Here is a 21293-nt window from a genome sequence, read left to right as displayed (position 1 = left end):
GGCTTGACTTTTTGTTTACAGGCTTACACATCACCATTCGGAAGACCGCTGCTTCCCAGCGTGCGCGTGACGCGATAGACATCCTTGAGCAGGCGCATGCGCGTCATGACCTGCGTGATCTGGTCAATGTTGCTGACGTTGAGTCCGAGGAGGACGGTCGATGTCTTGTTCCGACGGTTCGGTGTCGCGTTGACCGTATGGATGTTGACCTTCATCTCGGCGGGCACGGCGAGGAGCTCGGCAAGCATGCCGTTGCGGTCATTGCAGATGATCTCGATGCCGACGGTGTACTCTTTGTCGAGTCCGATGTCCCAGCTTACCTCGATCACGCGCGTAAACTCGGTATCATTGAGAACGTTCGGGCAGTCGGAGCGATGGACAGAGACCCCTCGCCCGCGTGTGATGTAACCCGTAATCGGATCGCCCGGGATGGGATTGCAGCATCGCGCGAGGCGCACGAGGTAGCCGCCCTCACCCTCGACGAGGACACCGTGACTCGCCTTCTTCCGCTTGCCCCGACGCGGCGCTTTGAGTTCGGACAGCATCTGCGAGACCTCGGGCGGCGTGCTGTCCTTGATGGACTGCTGGTGCAGCTCGATGAGCTTCGTCATTACGCCGCGCAGAGTCACGCCGCCGTAACCGAGCGCAGCGAGCAGATCATCCTCTGTCTGCACGTTGAGTTTCTCTGCAACCTTACCGAGGCGTCCACCCGCCATCAGCTCCTTCGGTGCGTAGCCGAGGCGCTTTGCCTCATCACGGATAAGGTTCATCCCGCGCTCGACATTCTCCTCGCGGTTCTCCTTTTTGAACCATGCACGGATCTTACCGCGTGTCGCAGATGAGGCAACTGTGTTGAGCCAGTCGGGGCTCGGGCCGTTGCTTGCCTTGTTCGTGACAATGGACACGATATCGCCGTTCTTGAGTTTGTACTCGAGCGGCACAATCTTTCCGTTGACCTTTGCGCCGACGCAGTGATGACCGATCTCCGTGTGAATGTGATAGGCGAAGTCGATCGGGTTCGAGCCCTTCGGCAGGTCGATGACATCACCGCGCGGGGTAAAGACAAAGACCTCGTCAGAGAACACATCCAGTTTCAAGGCCTCGAAGAATTCCTTCGGATCGTCGTATTCCTGTTGCAGACTGACCATCTGGCGCAGCCACGACATCTTCTGGTCGTTCTCGTCCGTCGCACCGATGCTACGCCCCGCCTCCTTGTATTTCCAATGTGCGGCAATGCCAAACTCGGAGACCTGATGCATCGCCTTCGTGCGGATCTGGATCTCGAGCGGATCCCCATGCGTCATGACGGTCGTGTGGAGCGACTGATAGCCGTTGGACTTCGGCATGGCGATGTAGTCCTTGAATCTGCCGGGGATCGGCTTCCACATTGCGTGAATGACGCCGAGGACGCCGTAGCAGTCCTTGACGGAGGAGACGAGCACGCGTACCGCTGAAAGGTCATAGATCTCGTTGACGCTCTTGTTATCGCGTTTCATCTTGCGGTAGATGCTATAAAAGTGCTTCGCCCTGCCCTTGATCTCTGCCTCGATTCCGGCCACCTCAAGTTTCTCGCGAATCTGCTGAATGGACTCGCGTATGAAATCCTGACGCTCCTGTCGCTTGTGCTTGACCTCCTCGACAAGAGCATAGTACGCCTCGGGTTCGAGGTAGCGCAGGCAGAGATCCTCGAGCTCCACCTTGATGTTGGAGATACCGAGACGGTTCGCAAGAGGCGCATAGACCTCGAGCGTTTCTTTTGCGATGCGATGACGCTTGTCCTCACGCATATATTTCAGCGTCCGCATGTTGTGCAGACGGTCGGCGAGCTTGATCATGATGACGCGGATGTCCTTCGCCATCGCGAGAAACATCTTGCGGTAGTTCTCGAGTTTGACGTCCTCCTTGGACATATACTCGATCCGCCCGAGCTTCGTCACACCGTCGATGAGTTCCATGATGTTCTTGCCGAACTGCGCCTCCATCTCCTCGAGCGTCGCACAGGTATCCTCCACGACATCGTGCAGGAGCGCGGCGCAGATGGTCTCATCGTCGAGGTGGAGTGAGGTGAGGATGTAGGCGACATTGAGCGGGTGCATAATGTACGCATCGCCCGAGATGCGCACTTGCCCGCTGTGGGCCTTCTCCGCATAGACATACGCCCTCCGTATCTTCTCAAGATCGGCATCTGCCTGATAGGAGTGCACCTTTTCCAAAATCATATCGAGGGTGACAGCCCTCTGTGCATCGTCCGACATCTACACGTCACCCTTTCTTTCCTCATGCCGACGAAAGGTCGGCGCATCCATGAGTTCGAGCTTGCCTGCCGGCGAGGTGAAGCGCCATCCTCCCTCGGGCAGGGATATGAGCAGTCCGAGTTCACGGAAAATACACAGGGAGGTTTCCATTGTATAGCACGAGATATGCCCGTTTTCACGCGAGAACCGCCGCGTAAGCGCGGCTAGATTGTACGAAATCTGCCCATCTTCCACGCTGAGCCTCTTGAGAAATGTGTAAACGACTTTGAGCAGGTCGCGATTCGGAAAGACGCGCTCCTGTGTAGCAGGCATGATGGAATCGACCATGCACTGCACGGAGCGTGTGCCCTGCCATTCGTTGATGTTCGGCGTGTAGGCGAGATCGCTCGCCTCCTCGGTCATGGTCTCAGCGAGTTCCCCCGCATTCCAGTAGAGCGCGGCGACGCGGCGCTCCCGCGTACCGACCTCCATGCGCAGATGCTTCCCCTCGGCACCAATCGCCGCTGCCGACTGCGGGCGGAGATCACGGACGCCGAACACGGGGCGCGGGTTGCCCATGCCATACGGTTCGAGCAGTGCAAGCTCCTCCACCGCCCTGAGCGTCCAGTCCGTCGGCGCAACCAATCCCTCGATCAAAATTTTTGGCGTGAAGTCCTCAATTTCCAAGTGACTCTTTACATAATTCGCGAATGCCGTACGAAAATCCTCTACACGATCGCGCGCAAGTGTCAAGCCCGCCGCCATCTCGTGACCGCCAAACTGGATGATCGTGTCCCTGCACGCAGCAAGTGCCTCATACAGATGGAGCCCCGCGATGCTGCGGCACGAGCCCTTGTAGACATCGCCCTGCCGTGTGAGGACAATGCTCGGACGGTAGTATTTCTCGACAAGACGGGATGCGACAATGCCGATGACGCCGGAGTTCCAATCCTCCCCCGCGACGACGATCGCGGGCACATCGGGCGTAAAGTCTGCAAGCATTTCCTCCGCTTCGGTGAGGATATCCTGCTCGAGATCACGGCGCTCTGTGTTGAGCGCATTCAGCTCACCCGCGATGCGGTCTGCCTCCCGCACATCCTCGGAGATGAGGAGTTCCACGCCGCGCCGCGCGGTCTCGATGCGCCCCGCCGCATTGAGGCGCGGGGCAAGCTGGAAGCCGACCATGCCCGTATTGATTGCCTTTCCCTCAAGACCCGCAACACGGATCAGTGCTTCGATGCCCTCACAGGGATGTGCTGACATAGCCGTAAGCCCCAGCTGAACGATCTTGCGGTTCTCCCCAACAAGCGGGACAAGGTCGGCGACCGTCCCGAGTGCGGCAATGTCCATATCATCCGCATAGTGCCACTGCTCTTCCTCCTGCCACAGCGCCTGCACGAGCTTGAAGGCAACGCCGACACCCGCAAGTTCCTTGAATGGATAGAAACAGTCGGTACGATGCGGATTGATGACGGCATAGGCGGGCGGTAGCATGCTCCCGGGAAGATGATGATCGGTGATGATGATGTCCATCTCCGTATCCATCTCTGCGACAACATCAACAGATGAGATGCCGCAGTCGACGGTAACGAGGAGTCCGCCCCCCTCTGCCGCGATCTGCCGGAGCGCCGCTCCGTTGATCCCATAGCCCTCCGTGAAGCGATTCGGGATGTAGTAGGAGACCTTGCCGCCGAGTGCACGGATGTTCTTCATGAGCAACGTGGTCGAGGTCATCCCATCCACATCGTAATCCCCATAGACGACAATCCGCTCTCCGCCATGAATCGCCTTCAAAATGCGCTGCACAGCCTTCTTCATGTCCATCATGAGAAACGGATCATGAAACGGCTCGTCCTCCGGATGCAGGAAGGCACGTGCCGCCTCTGCCGAGCATATCCCTCTGTTCCAAAGGATCTGTCCGATGATCGGCGCCGTACCAATCTCGCGTGCGAGCGCGGCTCCCTCTGCCGTTTCCTCGTGCACAATCCATTCTTTCAGCATCGTCTCCCCCCTTTTCCACAATAACTAAAGAGAGGCTGATGCACGTTATTTCGTTTCGTGCAACAGCCCTATCTTTATGTCGAATGTACCGATACAATCGCCCCTTCCACCGCCCTGCGGGCCCCTCGCACAGGGGAGGCTTTGGGATTACGGCACTATCCCTCCACCGCTGCCGGTTTCGCAGCAGGGCGCCGCTCCGTGCGATTGCGCAGCTCGATCCAGAGTTGGCTCGCAATGAAGATGGAGGAGTAGCAGCCGCTCGCAAAGCCGACGAGGAGTGCGAACGCGAAGTCCTTCGTCGTCTCACCGCCGAACCAGTACAGTGCAAATGTCGTAAACAGAACCGTAAACACCGTATACAGCGAGCGCGTCAATGTCTGATAGATGGAACGGTTGACGAGCTCGTTCACATCGCCACCGCGGCGGAAATGCAGCTTCAGATTCTCGCGGATGCGGTCAAAGATAACGATGGTATCGTTGATCGAGTAACCAACGATCGTTAAGAGCGCCGCGATAAAGGACGAATCAATCTGCCGCTGTGTGAACGAAAACACTGCAAGCACAATGATGATGTCATGGATCAGTGCGAGCACCGCCGATACGCCAAAGCGCCATTCAAAGCGATAGGCGACGTAGAGGATGATAAGCGCCCACGAGATCACAAGCGCGAGCACCGCGTTCGTAATCAACTCGCCGCCGATTGTCGCGCCGACCTTCTCCTCGCGCAGCACCGTATAGGTTCCGACATCCTTCGTGAGTGATGCCATGACCTCCTTGCGCTGATTCTCCTCAAGATCAACCGTACGGATCATGACATTCTCGGAGGACTCGATGCCGGACTCCGCGCCCGCGAGCTGGATCGTACTGCCGTCCAGTCCGTACTGCGCAAGACTTGAACGCACATCGGTGAGTGTCACCGGCTGCTCGAAACGCAGATCGATGATCGTGCCGCCCGTGAAGTCGATGCCGAAATTGAAGCCGCGCACGCCCATGCAGATAAAGCCCGGAATAATGAGAATCAGAGAGATGAGAAACCAAATTTTACGATGTCCTGCAATATCGAACTTAGGCATTCTTCTCATCTCCTTTCTTTTTGACACCGAGCATAAAGCCGTTCGCGCCGTAGAGTGAGGGGTTCTCGGACAGCTTCGAGTTGATCATGAGCTTCAGCAGGTACTGCGTCAGCGTGATCGCCGTAAACATCGAGAGGATCGTTCCGACCCCGAGCGTGATCGCAAACCCGCGGATTGTACCCGTCCCGAGGAAGAAGAGCACGCCCGCCGCGATCAGCGTCGTCACATTCGAGTCAAAGATTGTCGTAAACGCACGCTTGAATCCGGCATCCATCGCAAGGCGCAGGGACTTCCGGTTGACTTGGTACTCCTCCTTGAAATGCTCGAAGATGAGCACGTTCGCATCGACCGCCATACCGATCGAGAGGATAATGCCCGCGACGCCCGGGAGTGTCAGTGTCGCATCCATCAGATAGAGAATGCCGAGCAGCATAACTGTGTACGCCATCAGTGCTACGTCTGCGATAAAACCCGAGAGATGGTAGAAAAAGATCATGAACAGAACGACTGCCCCGAGTCCGACCACAAAGGCGAACTGCGACTTATCCTTCGAGTCCTGTCCGAGCGTCGGTCCGACCGTACGCGTCTCGATGATCTCCACCTTTACAGGGAGTGCACCGCTGCGCAGGACAACTGCGAGGTTCTGTGCCTCCTCAAGCGTCTTCTGCCCCGTGATCTCCGCACGCCCGCCAAGGATCGGCTCGCGCACATTTGGTGCGGTGAGAACTTCACCGTCCAAGAGGATCGCGATCGTACGTCCGACGTTCTTCATCGTGAGGTCGGCAAATTTCTGTGCGCCCTCGTCCGAGAATTCGAGGTTGACGACGTTCTGCCCCGTCTGCGGATTCGTGGACGCCTGCGCATCCTTCAGATCCGTGCCGGTCAGCACCGTATTCCCCTCTTCATCGCGGAACTCGAGCATCGCCGTCTTGCCGATGGTCCGGATCGCCGCATCGGGATCCTTGATGCCCGGCAATTCGATGATGACACGCCACTCGCCCTCACGCTGAATGATCGGCTCGGTCAGTCCAAGCGAGTTGACGCGCTTCTCCATGATGGCGACCACGCGGTTCATGGCATCGTCGTTGACCTGTGCCTGCGCCGTGTCGACCGCCTCCAGAACGACGTGCGTTCCGCCCTGCAGGTCAAGTCCCTGCCGAATCGAACCCGCGAGCGGCTGCACTAGGAAAAAAAATACACAGATGATGACGGCAACCGAAATCACGAGCTTTAACAGACTATGTTGTCTCAACAGACCTCACACCTCTTCCTCAAAGTTTTTCATTCTTTGCAGGAGATCGTGCGCCGCTCGGTCAAAATGATATCGACGCGGGCATCCTGCACGCCCATAGGAATATCGGGAGCGATTTGAAAATCAAAGGCAAGCACGAGCCGAAGAGCACGCTCCGCCTGCGGCAGAAAGCGGTCATAATAGCCGCCGCCGAGTCCGAGCCGCCCCCCATCTGCGGCGAATGCCGCGCCCGGAACGATAACGACATCGATCTCACCCGCCGGGATACGCACAGAGCGCACAGTGTCCGGCGTCAAAATGCCGAACGCCCCCTCCATCAGCGCGTCCATAGCGGGTAGTTCCCACGCCTCCATCAACCCCTTGCCCACAATGCGCGGGAGGGCAATGCGCCGTCCCTCGGACAGCAGACGTTCCGTCAGCGGAGCAAGGTCGATCTCCTCCGCCGTCGACGCATAGAGCATTATCGTTCGTGCATTTTGCAGTGCCGGCACTGTCATCGCACGCGCGCATATGATCTGACTCGCGCGTCGGCGTTCCTCCGCTGAAAATGCACGGCGGCGGGCAAGCATTTCCCGCCGCAGCATATTCTTTTGTTCAGTTAAGAACTCATCTATCATGCCGCTCGATCACTCCGGCGTGTTCACCGCACTGATCGCCGAGCGCTCGAACACGATGCTGACGCCGTCCGCCACGCACAGTGTCACAGTCTGGTCATTCAGCGCCGTGATCTTGCCGTGCATACCGCCGAGCGTAATGATCTCGTCACCGACCTTGAGCGCACCGAGCATTGCCTCACGCTTCTTCTGCGCCTGCTTCTGCGGACGGTAGAGGAGGAAGTAGAAGAAGAGCACCAATATGATAATGGGTCCCCACGAACTCAGCTGTGCCATCATTTCTGCATCCATAAATACAACTCCTTTATTCGATAAAGCTATTTTTTATGATAGTGATTCATAAAATCCTGATAAAATACGGGGAACGTACCCGCGATGATCGCCGCGCGCATACGGCGCATGAACTCCTGCAGGAAGTAGAGATTGTGCAGGGTCAGGAGGCGCAGACCGAAGATCTCATCCGCGCGCACGAGATGTCGGATGTATGCACGCGTGTATCCATTTCGACACGCATAGCAGCCACATCCCTCCTCGAGCACCGTATGATCGTGCGTATGAACGGCGTTCTTCATGACAAGGCGTCCCGTCCACGTCATCGCCATACCGTTGCGCGCGACACGCGTTGGGAATACGCAGTCGAACATGTCAATCCCGTGCCGCACGCCCGTGAGCAGATAGTCCGGTGTACCGACGCCCATAAGATAGCGCGGCTTATTCTCCGGGAGTAGTTCCACCGTGTACGAGAGGATTTCCTCCATCAGCTCATGCGGCTCACCGACGCTGAGACCGCCGATTGCATAGCCCGGCAGATCGAGCACCGTTACCTCGGCGGCGTGCCACGCACGCAGGTCGCGGTACATACCGCCCTGCACGATGCCGAAGAGCCCCTGCCCCGTCGCATTCGCCATTGCAGCGCGGCAGCGTACGAGCCAGCGCTGTGTGCGCTCCGTCGACGCCTTTGCATAGCCGTGATCGGCGGGATACGGGATGCACTCGTCGAACGCCATGACGATATCCGACCCCAGTGCCTTCTGCACCTCCATCGACACCTCGGGTGAGAGAAACTTTTTCGAGCCGTCGATGTGCGAGCGGAACGTCGCGCCCTCCTCCGTGATCTTTCGGAGATCGCCGAGGCTGAACACCTGAAAACCGCCGCTGTCCGTGAGGATGGCACCGTCCCAGTGCATGAACTTGTGCAGACCTCCCGCCTCACGCACGAGTTCCATGCCGGGTCGGAGGAAGAGATGATAGGTATTGCTGAGGATGATCCCCGCACCAAGATCGTGCAGCTCGTCGGGCGAAACGCCCTTGACGGTCGCCTGTGTGCCCACGGGCATGAAGATGGGCGTCGGAAAACTGCCGTGCGGTGTGTGAATCACGCCCGCGCGCGCACCCGTCGTCTCATCCTTCCGAATCAGTTCATAGATAATCGCCGGCAATCATACACCCCCATCTTAAAACAAGCTATACTATATCACAAAAGCAAGAGATTTTCAAAACAGGAATTATCCTCTACGTACAAGTTCCTCACGCAGCACACGCTTCATCAGTTCCATATCGGGACGCACGCCCGTCCAGAGGAAAAAAGCCTCCGCACCCTGCGCCACAAGCATTGTCTCCCCGTTGATCGTCTCGTGACCATGTGCTGCTGCCGCGCGCAGAAAACGCGTCTCGGCGGGCGTATAGATGAGATCGTAGAACACGGCAGAGGATTTTATCGCCGCGACATCCACGGGCGGCATCTCCCCCACATGCGGTGTCATGCCGAGTGGTGTCGTCTGTACGATGATATCGGCAGAGCCCAATGCAGACGTGAACGCGGGATCGTCAAAGGCATATGCCCGTACATCCCCGTCTGCCGCAAAATCCGCCGCGAGTGCCGCGCCCTTTTGGGCACTTCGTACACCGATCACGACCAAGGAAACGCCGCTGCGCAGCAGTCCCCAGAGTACCGCGCGCGCGGCTCCACCCGCACCGATCAGAACGGCTTTTTTTCCCGCGAGTGCGATACCGCGCTCCGCAAATCCTGCGAGGAAGCCCGTGACATCCGTATTGTGCCCGACGAGCCTGCCATTCTCCTCGACGACGACCGTATTGACCGCATGAATGCGTCGTGCATCCTCACTCAGATCATCCATCAGCGGAATGATCTCCGTCTTAAACGGGATCGTCACATTGAAGCCCGCAATGCCTGCGTCACGCAGTCCATGTACTGCCGACGTGAGTGCATCCGCGCGTACGGGCAGCGCCGCATACACATAGTCAAGCCCTGCTGCACGCAGGGCTTCATTCTGTATGATCGGCGAGAGGCTGTGCCCGATGGGCGCGCCAAGAACGCCGAGCAGTTTTGTTTTTCCTGTAATCATCTGCATCCTTTAGCTGTGCCTGCCGCGTATATCGTCGAGCAGCCCCATCTTGAGTTCGTAATATGTCGGCGTCATATCGAGGTAGTGCCGGTGCGGATTTTCAAACCGCTGCTCCTCCGGCCAGATCTCCTCGGCGAGCTGCTTTTGCACATAGGCGCGAATCTCATGCAGGGACGGCATTTTCTCCACACGCTTGCCCGCGCGCATATAGAGGCGGCGAAGATTCAACGCCGAAAAGCCCTCGAAGAAGCGATTCTTCCACGGCTTGATCGGATCGACATAGCGGAATGGCTTCCCGAGATCAATCTCCTCGCCCCGCATGGCAAGCATGTCCGCAACCGCCTTGCCATGGCTGTCATAGATGCGATAGAGGTCCTTGAGCCCCGGATTGGTCAGCTTCTCCACATTCTCGGACATCTTGATGCGCGGCGTGAAGACACCGTCTTTCTCCACGGCGACGAGCTTATAAACCGCACCGAAAACGGGATCGGATTTCGCCGTGATCAGCCGTTCCCCCACACCGAAGCTGTCCACGCTCGCGCCTTGGAGCAGAAGCGAGGAGATCGTGAACTCATCAAGACTGTTCGACAGGATGATCTTACAGTCTGCAAGTCCTGCGTCATCGAGCATGGTGCGAATGCGTTTTGAGAGATACGCAAGGTCACCCGAGTCGATACGCACGCCCACAAGACGATGTCCCTGCGGTTCCAAGACCTCATGCGCTGTGCGGACGGCATTCGGAATCCCTGAGTGAATCACATCGTAGGTGTCGACGAGGAGCACCGTCGCCTGCGGATAGATCTCGGCATAGTTCTTGAATGCAGTGAACTCATCCTCAAAGAACATGACCCAGCTGTGCGCCATCGTTCCCGAGATGGGAATACCGAACTGCTGCCCCGCCGAGACTGTCGCCGTCATGTCGACGCCGCCGATGTACGCCGCACGCGCACCATACGTCGCCGCATCCATGTTGTGCGCGCGCCGTGCACCAAAATCCGAAACGCACCGTCCCTCTGCTGCACGCACAATACGCGACGCCTTTGTGGCAATCAGCGACTGATGATTGATCTGCGCGAGGATCGCCGTTTCAATCAGCTGCGCGTCGATGATCGGCGCAACAATCGTCAGCAGCGGCTCGTCGGGATAGATGATCGTGCCCTCCGGCACAGCATAAATATCCCCACGAAAGTGAAAGTCGCGCAGGAAGGTCAAAAACTCCTCGGAAAACAGCTTCTGCTGACGGAAATAATCAATATCCTCGTCTGAAAACGCAAGATTCTCTACAAACTCAATGACGTGCTCGAGTCCTGCAAAGACTGCATAGCCGCCCTTATCGGGAACGGAGCGGAAAAAGAGATCAAACGCGACACGCATGTCGCCGTCCCGCTGATGAAAATATCCGTAGGACATCGTCATCTCATAGAAATCCATCATCATCGACAAATTTCGCTTATCAAACTGGGTCACAGCAGAGTCCCCCTATCGGGCAGAAAAAAACGGCATAGAAAAATTACTTTTTATTATACCATTTCCTCAAGATTCGCGCAAAAATAGTTTCTTTGGTCTATGTCAAGTGTTACGGATTGCGATGCTCCACGCAAACGCCTCGTTCGCAAGCGTTCGTGCGCTTGTACGCTTAAATACCGGCGAATTTCTAAACGCCCTTCGGTTGAACGACGAAATCCGCCGGGGCGTACCGCGCACTTTTCCCGCTTGCTCCACTAAGGTTTGCTTTGGAACATCGCAGTCCGCATTCTTCCGTAACAATTATCATAGAACCTTATTTTCCTGTTTTGCCAAAAACATCAAATCCTCGCACGTGAGTTTTGCCATCGGCAGGAGCTCCGGTCGATGGCGCATCGTTGCAAGGAGCGACTGCTCGCGCCGCCAGCGCGCAATCTCCGCGTGATTGCCCGAGAGGAGGACTTCGGGCACAGGCTTGCCCTCGAATTTGCGCGGGCGCGTATACTGCGGATAGCCAAGCAGGACATCGAAGAACGAGTCCGTCGGCGCGGACGTATCATCGCCGAGCACACCGGGCAGCATACGCGCCGTTGCATCCACCACCAGCATGGCGGGGATCTCGCCGCCCGTCAGCACGAAGTCACCGACGGAGATGCGGCGATCGGCGAGATCGTAAACGCGTGCATCGAATCCTTCGTAGTGCCCGCAGATGAGGACGATCTGCTCGTAGGCAGCAAGTTCCTTTGCCATCTTCTGCGTGAACACTTCCCCTGCAGGATCAAAGATAATCGTGCAGCGCCGCTCTGCGAGCGATGGCGTCTGTGCCCAGATATCGCGCACGGCAGCATAGAGCGGCTCCGGCTTTAAGACCATGCCGGCACCGCCGCCGCACGGTGTATCGTCTACATGACGGTGTTTATCCGTCGCGTAGTCACGGAAATTCGTATAATGAATGTCAAGTGTCCCGCGCTCTGCCGCACGTTTGATGATGCTCGTGCCGAACACACCCGCAAACATCTCCGGAAAGAGCGTCACCAGATCGATTCTCATAGAAACTCCTTATCTTCATTGGAATGTCCTTCATTATAACATGAATGTGGCGTCCTATTGGGATCTCTCGATAAAATATTTTACGAATGCGCGCAGAAGATATATAATAGGACGAGAAAGATTATACGATGGGGAGTACTTATGGACATCAACCTTGCCCATTTCAATACGGACATCGGCCGGCAGAAGCCCGAGAACATCATCCACAGCAGTGCGGCGTGTCCGTTCTGCGCAACGGACGAGCTCACGAACATCATCGCGACGGACGGCGACATCATCCTGCTCAAAAATAAATACAATGTCATTGAGGAGGCGGATCAATTCGTCCTCATCGAGGGACGGGACTGCGACGCCGACATCCCGAGCTATACGAGCGACCATATGCATCGACTGATCGCATTCGGCATGGAGCATTGGGCACAGATGCGTGCAAGCGGAAAATATGACACGGTGCTCTTCTTCAAGAACTATGGTCCCTACTCGGGCGGCACAATTCGCCATCCGCATATGCAGCTTGTCGGATTCCCCACATTTCGTCAGGAACTTGCTTTTCACCGTGCGGAGTTCGAGGGACTGACGGTAGACGAAAGAGATGGCGTTGTACTGAACCTTTCGACGCAGCCGCGCGTCGGCTTCTGGGAGCTCAACATTGTCCCAGCAGATGCAGGCGCAACCGAGACGATTGCAGACTACATCCAGATCAGCGTGGACTTCTTTATGAATGCATTCCGTCGGCCACTCACGAGCTACAACATCTTCTTCTACAACGAGGGTACGGATATCTTCATCAAGATCATGCCGCGCTTTGCCACCTCCCCCGTCTTCATCGGCTATAACATCCGCCTGCTGCCATCCAACCTTGCGGAGATGCGGGACAGGATGCGCGCAAAATATTTTGAGAGCAAACGGTGCACAGAATGAACGATACGATAAACGAAGCCCCGCCGAAGCGAAAACGGCGGCGCAAAACGGCGACACGGAAACGTACCGGCAAGAAAAAAACGCCCCGCAGATTCGGGCGTTTTTTCTTGAGTATCACAGCCGTGTTTTTTCTTGTATGTGCGGGCGTCTTTCTCTTCGTACCGCAGGTATGGCAGGAACTCGGTGGGCTTCTCCCCGATGCCGAGCGACAGCTCCCCGCCAATCAGCTGCACGAGATCCGTGAGCCGGACGCCGCCGAGCAGATTGCGCGCGTTCTCTTCATTCGCCGCGCAGTTTCGGCGCGGCTGAACCCCTCGGACTATGTTCCCATCGGGCGTATTTCGCCCGATCTGAAGGAAGCCATCGTCGCCATCGAGGATCGCCGCTTCTATGACCACCGGGGCTTTGATATGACCGGCATGGCACGCGCGACCCTCGTCAACATCCAGCACGGACGCATCGAGGAGGGAGCGAGCACGATCACCCAACAGCTCGTGAAGAACCTCTTCCTTGCAAATGAACAGACCTTCACGCGCAAGGCACAGGAGCTCCTGCTCGCGCTCGCCATCGAGAACGCCTACACGAAGGACGAAATCCTCGAAATGTATATGAACGTCGTCTACTATGGCTCGGGCTTCTACGGCGTGAACGCGGCATCCGAGGGATATTACGGCAAAGCTCCCGCTGCCCTTGATCTGCCTGAGGCATCGATGCTTGCAGGTGTCCCGAACGCCCCTTCGGAGCTTTCCCCCTTCACGAATTTCATCGCGGCAAAGAAGCGGCAGGCCATCGTGCTCGATGCGATGGAGGCGCAGGGGCTCATTGACGCACGCACCGCCGAAGATGCGAAAATGCAGCCACTCATCTTCCGTCCGGAGGAGCACTAAATCATCGATCAATCAGTGCCACGCCGTCTGCGAACAGACCGATGCGCGTCACATACGCCTCGTTCGGATCGACGGGAAGATCAAAGTCGCGCACCATGACGCTCAGAACCTCGATGGGCTTCACACTGCCCTCCGGCGTAACAACAAGGTTCATCCAAAAGATCAGACGTCCGTTCTCCAGCTGAAAGAAGACGGGCGTCTTTGCATATGCCTTCGTCTCGATCGTGCGGCTCTTCTTCGGCGTCACGCGCTCCCATATGGCACTCTCTGCTTCATTGTAACGGCGTACGCTCTCGCGCACAGACTCGATATCGCCCGCATAGGGGACGGCAATTCGATAGCGCGCCTCATCCACATCCGCCATCAGTGCCTTATGCTTCCCCTCCAAAAGTTTAAGCCGTACCATCTGCGCCCCGCACGGCAGATGTTTGCCGAGGCGTTCCATGACCAGAGAGGGCGCAAGCGCCTCCGTCATCTCGAAGTCGACATACTCCGCGTCGCTCGTCGCACCGAGGGAGAGGGCGGAGGCAAACGCGACCTTCATGTGTGGGTTGAAGCCCTCCGAGTATGCCATCGGAAGTTTTGCGCGCTTGCACGCGCGCACAAAGAGATTTGCGTAGTCGAGATGGGAAACGTAGCGCAGTTCCTCCCCCTTCGTAATCAGTCCGCGATAGACGAAAAGACTGCGCTCTGCAGGTGGATTATCTGCGTTTTTTTCGGTGACAGTGTGCTGCTCCGATGCTGCCGCGCGCTCTTTCTCCGTACCCGCATAGTCGATCACATCCACACCGAGCGCCCCGCAGATGCCGCAGCCCGTGCAGTGCGTGCGACGGCAGTCCTCCGTGAGCGCGGCGGCAAGTGCCTTCTGCCACTCGGACTTCAGGAAGCGCTCAAGCACGCCGGGCGAGGTATGCGCCCACGGCAGCGGTTCCCCGATCATGCGCGTGCGGCGGCTGTAGTATGCCCAGTCGATGCCGCATTTTTCAAATGCAGCGAAGTAACGGCTGTCATCGAAGAGATCCGACCAGCCGTCGAACTTCGCGCCGCTCTTCCATGCCTCATAGAGTGCGGGCGCAAGACGACGATCGCCGCGTGCAAAGACGCCCTCGATGACCGAGAGGCGCGCGTCGTGGTAGTGGAACGTGATCGAGCGATCCGTGATATGTTCCTTGAGCAGCTGCTGACGCCGCTGGAACTCCTCGATCGGCAGCTGTCCGAACCACTGGAACGGCGTATAGGGCTTCGGCACAAAGCAGGAGACGGAGACCGTCACCTTGCAGCCGCGCCGTCCACGCACCTCTGTATAGAGGTCGACCACTTTTTTCGCGAGCCGCGCAATCCCAATGATATCCTCATCGGTCTCCGTCGGCAGTCCCATCATGAAGTAGAGCTTCACCTGCTTCCACCCATGCCGGAACGCTGCGCCGCACGCCGTAAGCAGATTTTCCTCCGTCACGCCCTTGTTGATGACATCGCGGAGCCGCTGTGTGCCCGCCTCGGGCGCAAATGTCAGCCCCGACTTTCGCACCTGCTGCATGCGGTGCGCGAGCTCAATCGAAAAGCTGTCGATGCGCAGTGACGGCAGCGAGAAGCTGATCTTCTCCCCTGCATTGTCCTCCATGAGATTGTCCACGAGTCGCCCGAGGCACGAATAGTCTGCCGAAGAGAGCGAGGTAAGGCTCATCTCATCATAGCCCGTCGAGGCGATCAGTCCATCCGCCATCTGCCGCAGGCGCTCCTCTGTGCGCTCACGCGCAGGGCGATAGGCGATGCCCGCCTGACAGAAGCGGCAGCCGCGCGAGCAGCCGCGAAAGAGCTCCATCATGATGCGGTTGTGCACGATATCCATATAGGGCACAACCGGATGCTCGACCGACATGACGGCATTCATATCACGTACGACACGCTTGTAGATCACAGGACGCGCATCGGGATGCAGGGAACGCATTTCACGAAAATCTCCCGTTTCATTGTAGACGGGCTCATAAAACGAGGGCACATAGATTCCATCTATGGAGAGAAGCCGTACGAGGAATCCTTTTCGTCCGCCCTCACGTCCCGCAGCATCCCACGCAATAAAGGCATCCGCGAGCTCGCCTACGACCTCCTCGCCCTCCCCGATCACAAAGAAATCAAAGAAATCCGCAATCGGCTCGACATTGTAAACACACGGTCCACCGCCCATGATGAACGGCATATCTTCGCCGCGCTCCCGTGCATAGAGAGGGATTCCGGCAAGATCAAGCATATTGAGGACATTCGAATAGATCATCTCATATTGCAGGGAGAATCCGAGAAAATCAAAGTCCGCAATGGGGCGGCGGCTCTCAAGTGAGAAAAGAGGAATTCTGCGTGCACGCATCTGCTCCTCCATGTCGACCCACGGTGCATAGACACGCTCTGCCGCGATATCTGCACGGCGATTCAGGATCTCATAAAGAATGGCGAGGCCGAGATTACTCATGCCGACCTCGTAGACATCGGGCAGCGCAAGCGCCAATCTGCACCGTACAGAATCCCAATTCTTGCGGATTGCATTCCATTCGCCGCCCGTATAGCGTGCAGGTTTCAGTACCGATTGCAGGATGCTGTGATCGAGCTGCACCATCGTTTCATATTCCCCCATATTCCCTACAAGATAAACAAAAGAAGGAGTTGCTGCACGAAGAACTGAATGAACTTCGTGCAGCACTCCCGACCTTGTGCCCTTTCCACCGCGGTGCGGTTCCCCTTCCCCGCAAGCGGGGCAGACATGGGGACATTCCTTAAAACAGTAATTTTTGCCGCCGCAGCTGGATGTTCAGCAGGATGGCAATCGCCATGATATTCGTTGTAAGCGAGCTCACGCCATAGCTCATGAGCGGAAGCGGAATGCCTGTAACAGGCATAATGCCCATCGTCATTCCGACGTTGACGAGCACATGGAACGCAATCATTGAGGTGATGCCCACTGCGAGCAGCCTGCCAAACGTATCGCTTGCGTCCTGCGCGATTTTTATGCCGCGCCAGAGCACGATGAGATAGAGAAGCAGCAGGACGGCACAGCCGACAAAGCCGAGTTCCTCCCCTACAACGGAGAAAATAAAGTCCGTATGGTTCTCCGGCAGGAAGTTCAACTGACTCTGCGTTCCGCCAAAGAGCCCCTTCCCGAAGAGGAGACCGGAGCCGATTGCAATCTTCGACTGGATGATGTGATAGCCCGCGCCGAGCGGATCGACATTGGGATCCATGAAGACCATAATGCGCATCTTCTGATAGTCCTTCAGAAAGTGCCAGAGGACAGGCAGAGCCGCAAGCCCCAACCCAAAGATCCCAAAGAGGATCCGCAGACGGATGCCCGCTACGAACACCATGCCAAAAAAGATCGCAAGAAAAACCAGTGAGGTGCCAAGGTCAGGCTGCTTCAAAACAAGCAGGAACGGAACGAGGACATAGCCGGCAACGGGTGCCAGATCACTGAGCGAGTGTATTTTTCCGCGCTTTTCCATCATGGCGGCAAGCGCAATGATCATGATGAGCTTCGAGAACTCCGATGGCTGTATGCTGATTGGGCCGAGTGCGATCCACCGCTGTGCGCCAAGCGCCGACTGTCCGACCAGCATGACGAGAATCAGGAGAATCAGATTGAACACATAGAAGTAGTTGCCGTAGCGCTGCAAAATCTTGTAGTCGAAGTTCATCAGGAATGCCGCAAGCGCAATGTCCACGAGGAAGGAGATGCCCTGACGCTGAACGAACCAATAGCGTTCCTCACTCGGCGTATTGACATGGGTCGCACTGCCGATGATGATAAGGCTCATAATAACGATTGCAGCTGTTGCCGCGATCAGCGTCAGATCCGTGCGGCGCAGGAGGCGTTTCGAGAGTATCATCGCCCGCGCCTTGACAGATTGCTGCCGCCGTGCTGAACGCTGACAACCGGAATATTGACGACGAGTGCCATCGTATCATTTTCATTTTCGAGAGAAAACTCCATCTCTCTCGTATCGATATACATATATTTTGATATCACCTGTATGATCTCCGCGCGCATGTTGTCCATGATCTCCGGGGAGACATTCGCCCGATCATTGATAATAACAACTTGGAGACGTTGGCGTGCAAGATCGCCGGAACGTTCCTTTTTTCCGAGAAGTCTTTTCAGCATTTCAATCACGCTGCCCCTCCCTACTTTCGTCCGAAGAGCTTGCTCTTGATCGACTCCCAGAGGCTTTCCTTCGCAAGTTCACGGAACGGAACTTCCTCGCCGCACAGGCGTCCCACCACATCAAGGTACGCCTGCCCTGCCGGCGAGTCCGGCATTGTGACACACGGCTCTCCACGGTTCGTACTCGTCACCACCATCTCATCATCTGGAATCTGACCGATGCAGCTGACCGAGAGGATTTCGTCGATGTCCTTCATGTCCAGCATATCGCCCTTTTCGATCATCTTCGGGCGAATACGGTTCACAACAAGGCGGATGTCCTCCTTGTCCGCGCGTCCAAGTTCGCCGATGATCTTGTCCGCGTCACGTACGGCGGAGATCTCCGGCATTGTCACAAGAATCGCCGTATCAGCGGCGGCAATCGCCGTTTTGAACCCCTGCTCAATACCCGCGGGGCAGTCGATGATGATGATATCGTAAGAGCGTCGCAGCTCCTCACAGAGCGTCGCAAGCTCCTCCGGATTCACCGCGCTCTTGTCCTTGACCTGAGAGGTCGGCAAGAGAAAGAGTGAGTCATATTTCTTGTGACGGACGAGGGCCTTCTTGTACGGCACGCGCCCCGATGTCACATCGACCAAATCGTACATAATGCGATTCTCAAGGCCAAGCAGGAGATCAAGATTCCGAAGACCCGTATCCGTGTCAATCAGCACGACGCTCTTGCCGCGCATGGCAAATCCCACGCCCAGATTTGCCGTCGTCGTTGTCTTTCCAACGCCTCCTTTTCCCGATGTCACCACGTAGATCTCACTCATATTTCGAACCTACCTCTCTATTGGCTCAATAACTATCTGACCATCTCTGACATACGCACGCTCTGCCTTGCCGGAGTCCTCCGGCTCATCCGGCGAGCGCGCCACATAGTTTGCAATGCGGATCTGCGTCGGCATAAGGTGATCTGCAATGATAAACGCCGTCGAATCTCCCGCAGCCCCCGCATGCACCACGCCCCGGCAGGTGCCGCGAATGTCCACACTGCCCCCCGCCGTGATCTGCGCTCCGGGATTGACGTTGCCGAAGACAATGACAGATCCCTCCGTTTCAACTGCCTGCCCGCCACGCAGTGTCTTATCAATGACGAGCATGCGTTGGAGTTCCTGCGTTTCCTGTGACGCATTCTCCGCAGCCCCTTCATTTTCATGATCCATCGCATCTGATTTGATGTGTGTGGCAGGCATTGGCTTTGCCATACGGCAAATCAGCCCGTGTGTCCGAAAGAGTTCCTGCATTTCGGCAAGTTCTTCTTTCGAAAAGCGATCCCTCGGAACGCGCACCAATGTTCCACGCAGGAAGAACCCCGAACCCGAATCAAGCTTTCTCCCAAGCTCCTCCATGATCTCCGAAAAGCTCATATCGGGGGGGAATTCGAGCATGAGACCTCCGTTTTCCCCTTTGATCTTGATCTTATCCTCGCTCATTTGGATTCCTCACTTTTTCCCTACATTCTGCGATGCACGATCCAATCCGAAAGCAGCCTCCATGATCCGCCTCCCGATCGGAACCGCCGACAGCGAGCCGAAACCACCCTGCTCCACGATGACCGCAACGACAATATTGGGATTCACATAGGGACCGTATGCGACAAACCAGCCGTGGTCACGTCCCTGCGAATTCTCCGCCGTTCCCGTCTTGCCCGCAATATCGATCGGAAATCCGGCGAATACCCCTGCCGCCGTTCCGATCTTCGTCACATCGTGCAGTCCCTCCTGCACATTGCGAATCACGGACGGGCTTACATCCAGCTCCGAGAGGAGCTTCGGATGAAACTCACGCACCGTATTCCCGTTGACATCCACAATGCGTTGAACGAGATGAGGCTGATAGCGCTTTCCGTTCGCTGCGATCTCCCCCATGACCATCGCCGCCTGCAAGGGCGTCACAAGATTGAAGCCCTGCCCGATTGCCGCGTCAAATGTCTCCGATAGATACCATTCGCCATCCTCAAAATTATCGGCCTTGTATTTGCGATTCGGAACCAAACCCTCTGCCTCATACGGCAGATCGATCCCCGTCCGCACACCAAGTCCGAACATCCGCGCATAGCGCTCAAGGGCGTCAACACCGAGGCGATTGCCCATCTCGTAGAAATAGACGTTGTCCGAGTGTGCCATTGCCTCTTGGAAACTGATCCATCCGAGTGCCTCGCCGCCTGCATTCGTCTTCGGAATAATCCAGTGTTGCCCGGCGTCGAAGATCTTTTCCTGCGGTGTCACCTTATGCTCGGCGAGCGCCGCCGTACCCGTCACAATCTTGAACGTCGAGCCGGGCGGATACTCGCCCGTGATCGCCTTATTGTCCATCGGATGATAGGGATTGTTATTCAACACATTCCAGTTCTGTGTGGAGATGCCGCCTGCAAAGAGATTCGGATTGAAGGCGGGACGGCTGACCATCGCGAGCACCTCGCCCGTCTGTGGATTCATAACTACCACAGCCGCTGCATGTGCGTGCACGATGGCAAGCTGCGCATCCACCGCCTGCTCCGCCGCCTCCTGAAGGTGCTTGTCAATTGTCAGAACGAGGTCATTTCCCGGGATCGGAGACTGCCGTCCAAGGAGCTGCACGGGACGCCCCGATACGTCCACCTCGACCTGATCTCCGCCGTTGACGCCGCGCACATCCTTGTCGTAGATGCGTTCCAAGCCGAATTTGCCAATGATATAGCCGGACTTGTACCCCTCATCCTTACGCCGCTCGAGTTCTTCCTCGTTAATCTCGCTGACGTAGCCAAATACATGCGCCGCGTACTCACCGTAGATATAGTCGCGGACCGGAAGCACCTCGATCACAACGCCCGGATAGTCATCCTTCTGTTCCTCGATAATCGTAACGATGTCCGGCAACACATCGCTCTTGATGCGAATGGGATCAAAACCGACGTGTGCGTCAATCTTTTTCTGAATTTCCTCCACGGGCACATTGATGAGCTTCGATACGCGCGCAATTACCTCCGGCGAGACCGGCTCTGTCAGTGGGAGCAAAGAAACCGCAAAGCCGGGACGGTTCGTCACGAGAAGCTCGCCGTTGCGGTCATAGAAGGTTCCGCGCGCTGCCTCCGCCGGTATAATGCGGATACGATTGCCCTCAGCGAGACGTGCGTAAAGCTCACCATCGTAGACCTGCAGATACCCTGCCCGCCCGATCAGTACCGCAATGATGAACACGATCACAACGCTCAGGAATTGCAGACGACCGCTGAAATCTTCGTTTTCGTTCACAATTAC

18 protein-coding genes are annotated in these 21293 nt (G+C 56.7%); 2 read left to right on the top strand and 16 right to left on the bottom strand.

The annotated features are described in order from the left end of the window. Positions 1-23 precede the first annotated feature (23 nt). The 10 genes from HMPREF9081_RS05870 to trmD form a co-directional block, all read right to left on the bottom strand. Positions 24-2255, bottom strand: a complete 2232-nt coding sequence (locus HMPREF9081_RS05870) for a RelA/SpoT family protein (protein WP_006306147.1) — start codon at positions 2253-2255, stop codon at positions 24-26. After that, a complete protein-coding gene (gene recJ, locus HMPREF9081_RS05865; RefSeq protein ID WP_006306146.1) occupies positions 2256-4235 on the bottom strand; it encodes a single-stranded-DNA-specific exonuclease RecJ in 1980 nt (659 codons plus the stop codon). Positions 4236-4390: 155 nt separating this feature from the next. Then, a complete protein-coding gene (gene secF / locus HMPREF9081_RS05860; protein WP_006306145.1) occupies positions 4391-5308 on the bottom strand; it encodes a protein translocase subunit SecF in 918 nt (305 codons plus the stop codon). After that, the gene (gene secD / locus HMPREF9081_RS05855) at positions 5301-6533 is read right to left on the bottom strand and encodes a protein translocase subunit SecD (RefSeq protein ID WP_006306144.1); all 1233 of its coding nucleotides are present in this window, start codon (positions 6531-6533) and stop codon (positions 5301-5303) included. The genes secF and secD overlap by 8 nt, the downstream gene beginning before the upstream one ends. 56 nt (positions 6534-6589) lie before the next feature. Then, positions 6590-7144: a 5-formyltetrahydrofolate cyclo-ligase gene (locus tag HMPREF9081_RS05850; protein ID WP_245529858.1), complete on the bottom strand. Its 555-nt coding sequence runs from the start codon at positions 7142-7144 to the stop codon at positions 6590-6592. A gap of 42 nt (positions 7145-7186) precedes the next feature. Beyond that, on the bottom strand, positions 7187-7465 hold the full coding sequence (yajC, locus tag HMPREF9081_RS05845; protein ID WP_006306142.1) for a preprotein translocase subunit YajC: 279 nt from the start codon (positions 7463-7465) through the stop codon (positions 7187-7189). A 26-nt stretch (positions 7466-7491) separates the two neighbouring features. After that, positions 7492-8613, bottom strand: coding sequence for a tRNA guanosine(34) transglycosylase Tgt (gene tgt, locus HMPREF9081_RS05840; RefSeq protein ID WP_006306141.1), 1122 nt, complete (start codon positions 8611-8613; stop codon positions 7492-7494). 66 nt (positions 8614-8679) lie between these two features. Continuing rightward, the gene (locus HMPREF9081_RS05835) at positions 8680-9540 is read right to left on the bottom strand and encodes a shikimate dehydrogenase (RefSeq protein WP_040394640.1); all 861 of its coding nucleotides are present in this window, start codon (positions 9538-9540) and stop codon (positions 8680-8682) included. A 9-nt stretch (positions 9541-9549) separates the two neighbouring features. Then, entirely contained in the window at positions 9550-11007 is a 1458-nt protein-coding gene (locus tag HMPREF9081_RS05830; protein WP_040394637.1) for a nicotinate phosphoribosyltransferase, read from the bottom strand. Between the two features lie 303 nt (positions 11008-11310). Further along, on the bottom strand, positions 11311-12054 hold the full coding sequence (trmD, locus tag HMPREF9081_RS05825; protein ID WP_006306138.1) for a tRNA (guanosine(37)-N1)-methyltransferase TrmD: 744 nt from the start codon (positions 12052-12054) through the stop codon (positions 11311-11313). Positions 12055-12195: 141 nt separating this feature from the next. Between trmD and HMPREF9081_RS05820 the strand changes: the two genes are divergently transcribed. Both HMPREF9081_RS05820 and HMPREF9081_RS05815 read left to right on the top strand, forming a co-directional pair. Beyond that, on the top strand, positions 12196-12975 hold the full coding sequence (locus HMPREF9081_RS05820; RefSeq protein WP_006306137.1) for a DUF4931 domain-containing protein: 780 nt from the start codon (positions 12196-12198) through the stop codon (positions 12973-12975). After that, a complete protein-coding gene (locus HMPREF9081_RS05815; RefSeq protein WP_006306136.1) occupies positions 12972-13862 on the top strand; it encodes a transglycosylase domain-containing protein in 891 nt (296 codons plus the stop codon). The genes HMPREF9081_RS05820 and HMPREF9081_RS05815 overlap by 4 nt, the downstream gene beginning before the upstream one ends. 1 nt (position 13863) lies before the next feature. On the opposite strand, the gene HMPREF9081_RS05810 is transcribed toward HMPREF9081_RS05815, so the two are convergent. The 6 genes from HMPREF9081_RS05810 to mrdA all read right to left on the bottom strand — a co-directional run bounded on the left by HMPREF9081_RS05810 (position 13864) and on the right by mrdA (position 21287). Further along, a complete protein-coding gene (locus tag HMPREF9081_RS05810; RefSeq protein ID WP_040394633.1) occupies positions 13864-16470 on the bottom strand; it encodes a TIGR03960 family B12-binding radical SAM protein in 2607 nt (868 codons plus the stop codon). A 157-nt stretch (positions 16471-16627) separates the two neighbouring features. After that, on the bottom strand, positions 16628-17734 hold the full coding sequence (rodA, locus tag HMPREF9081_RS05805) for a rod shape-determining protein RodA (RefSeq protein WP_006306134.1): 1107 nt from the start codon (positions 17732-17734) through the stop codon (positions 16628-16630). Next, positions 17731-18018, bottom strand: a complete 288-nt coding sequence (minE, locus tag HMPREF9081_RS05800) for a cell division topological specificity factor MinE (protein ID WP_006306133.1) — start codon at positions 18016-18018, stop codon at positions 17731-17733. Before minE ends, rodA begins: the two co-directional genes overlap by 4 nt. An 11-nt stretch (positions 18019-18029) precedes the next feature. Beyond that, the gene (minD, locus tag HMPREF9081_RS05795; protein ID WP_006306132.1) at positions 18030-18824 is read right to left on the bottom strand and encodes a septum site-determining protein MinD; all 795 of its coding nucleotides are present in this window, start codon (positions 18822-18824) and stop codon (positions 18030-18032) included. 9 nt (positions 18825-18833) lie between these two features. After that, entirely contained in the window at positions 18834-19487 is a 654-nt protein-coding gene (minC, locus tag HMPREF9081_RS05790; protein WP_006306131.1) for a septum site-determining protein MinC, read from the bottom strand. Between the two features lie 9 nt (positions 19488-19496). Then, positions 19497-21287 (bottom strand): penicillin-binding protein 2, encoded by a 1791-nt coding sequence (mrdA, locus tag HMPREF9081_RS05785; RefSeq protein WP_006306130.1) that lies wholly within the window; start codon positions 21285-21287, stop codon positions 19497-19499. Positions 21288-21293: the final 6 nt, after the last annotated feature.

The sequence above is a fragment of the Centipeda periodontii DSM 2778 genome (assembly GCF_000213975.1).
Classification (GTDB): Bacteria; Bacillota; Negativicutes; order Selenomonadales; family Selenomonadaceae; genus Centipeda; species Centipeda periodontii.
This window is presented reverse-complemented; position numbering and strand designations above follow the sequence as displayed.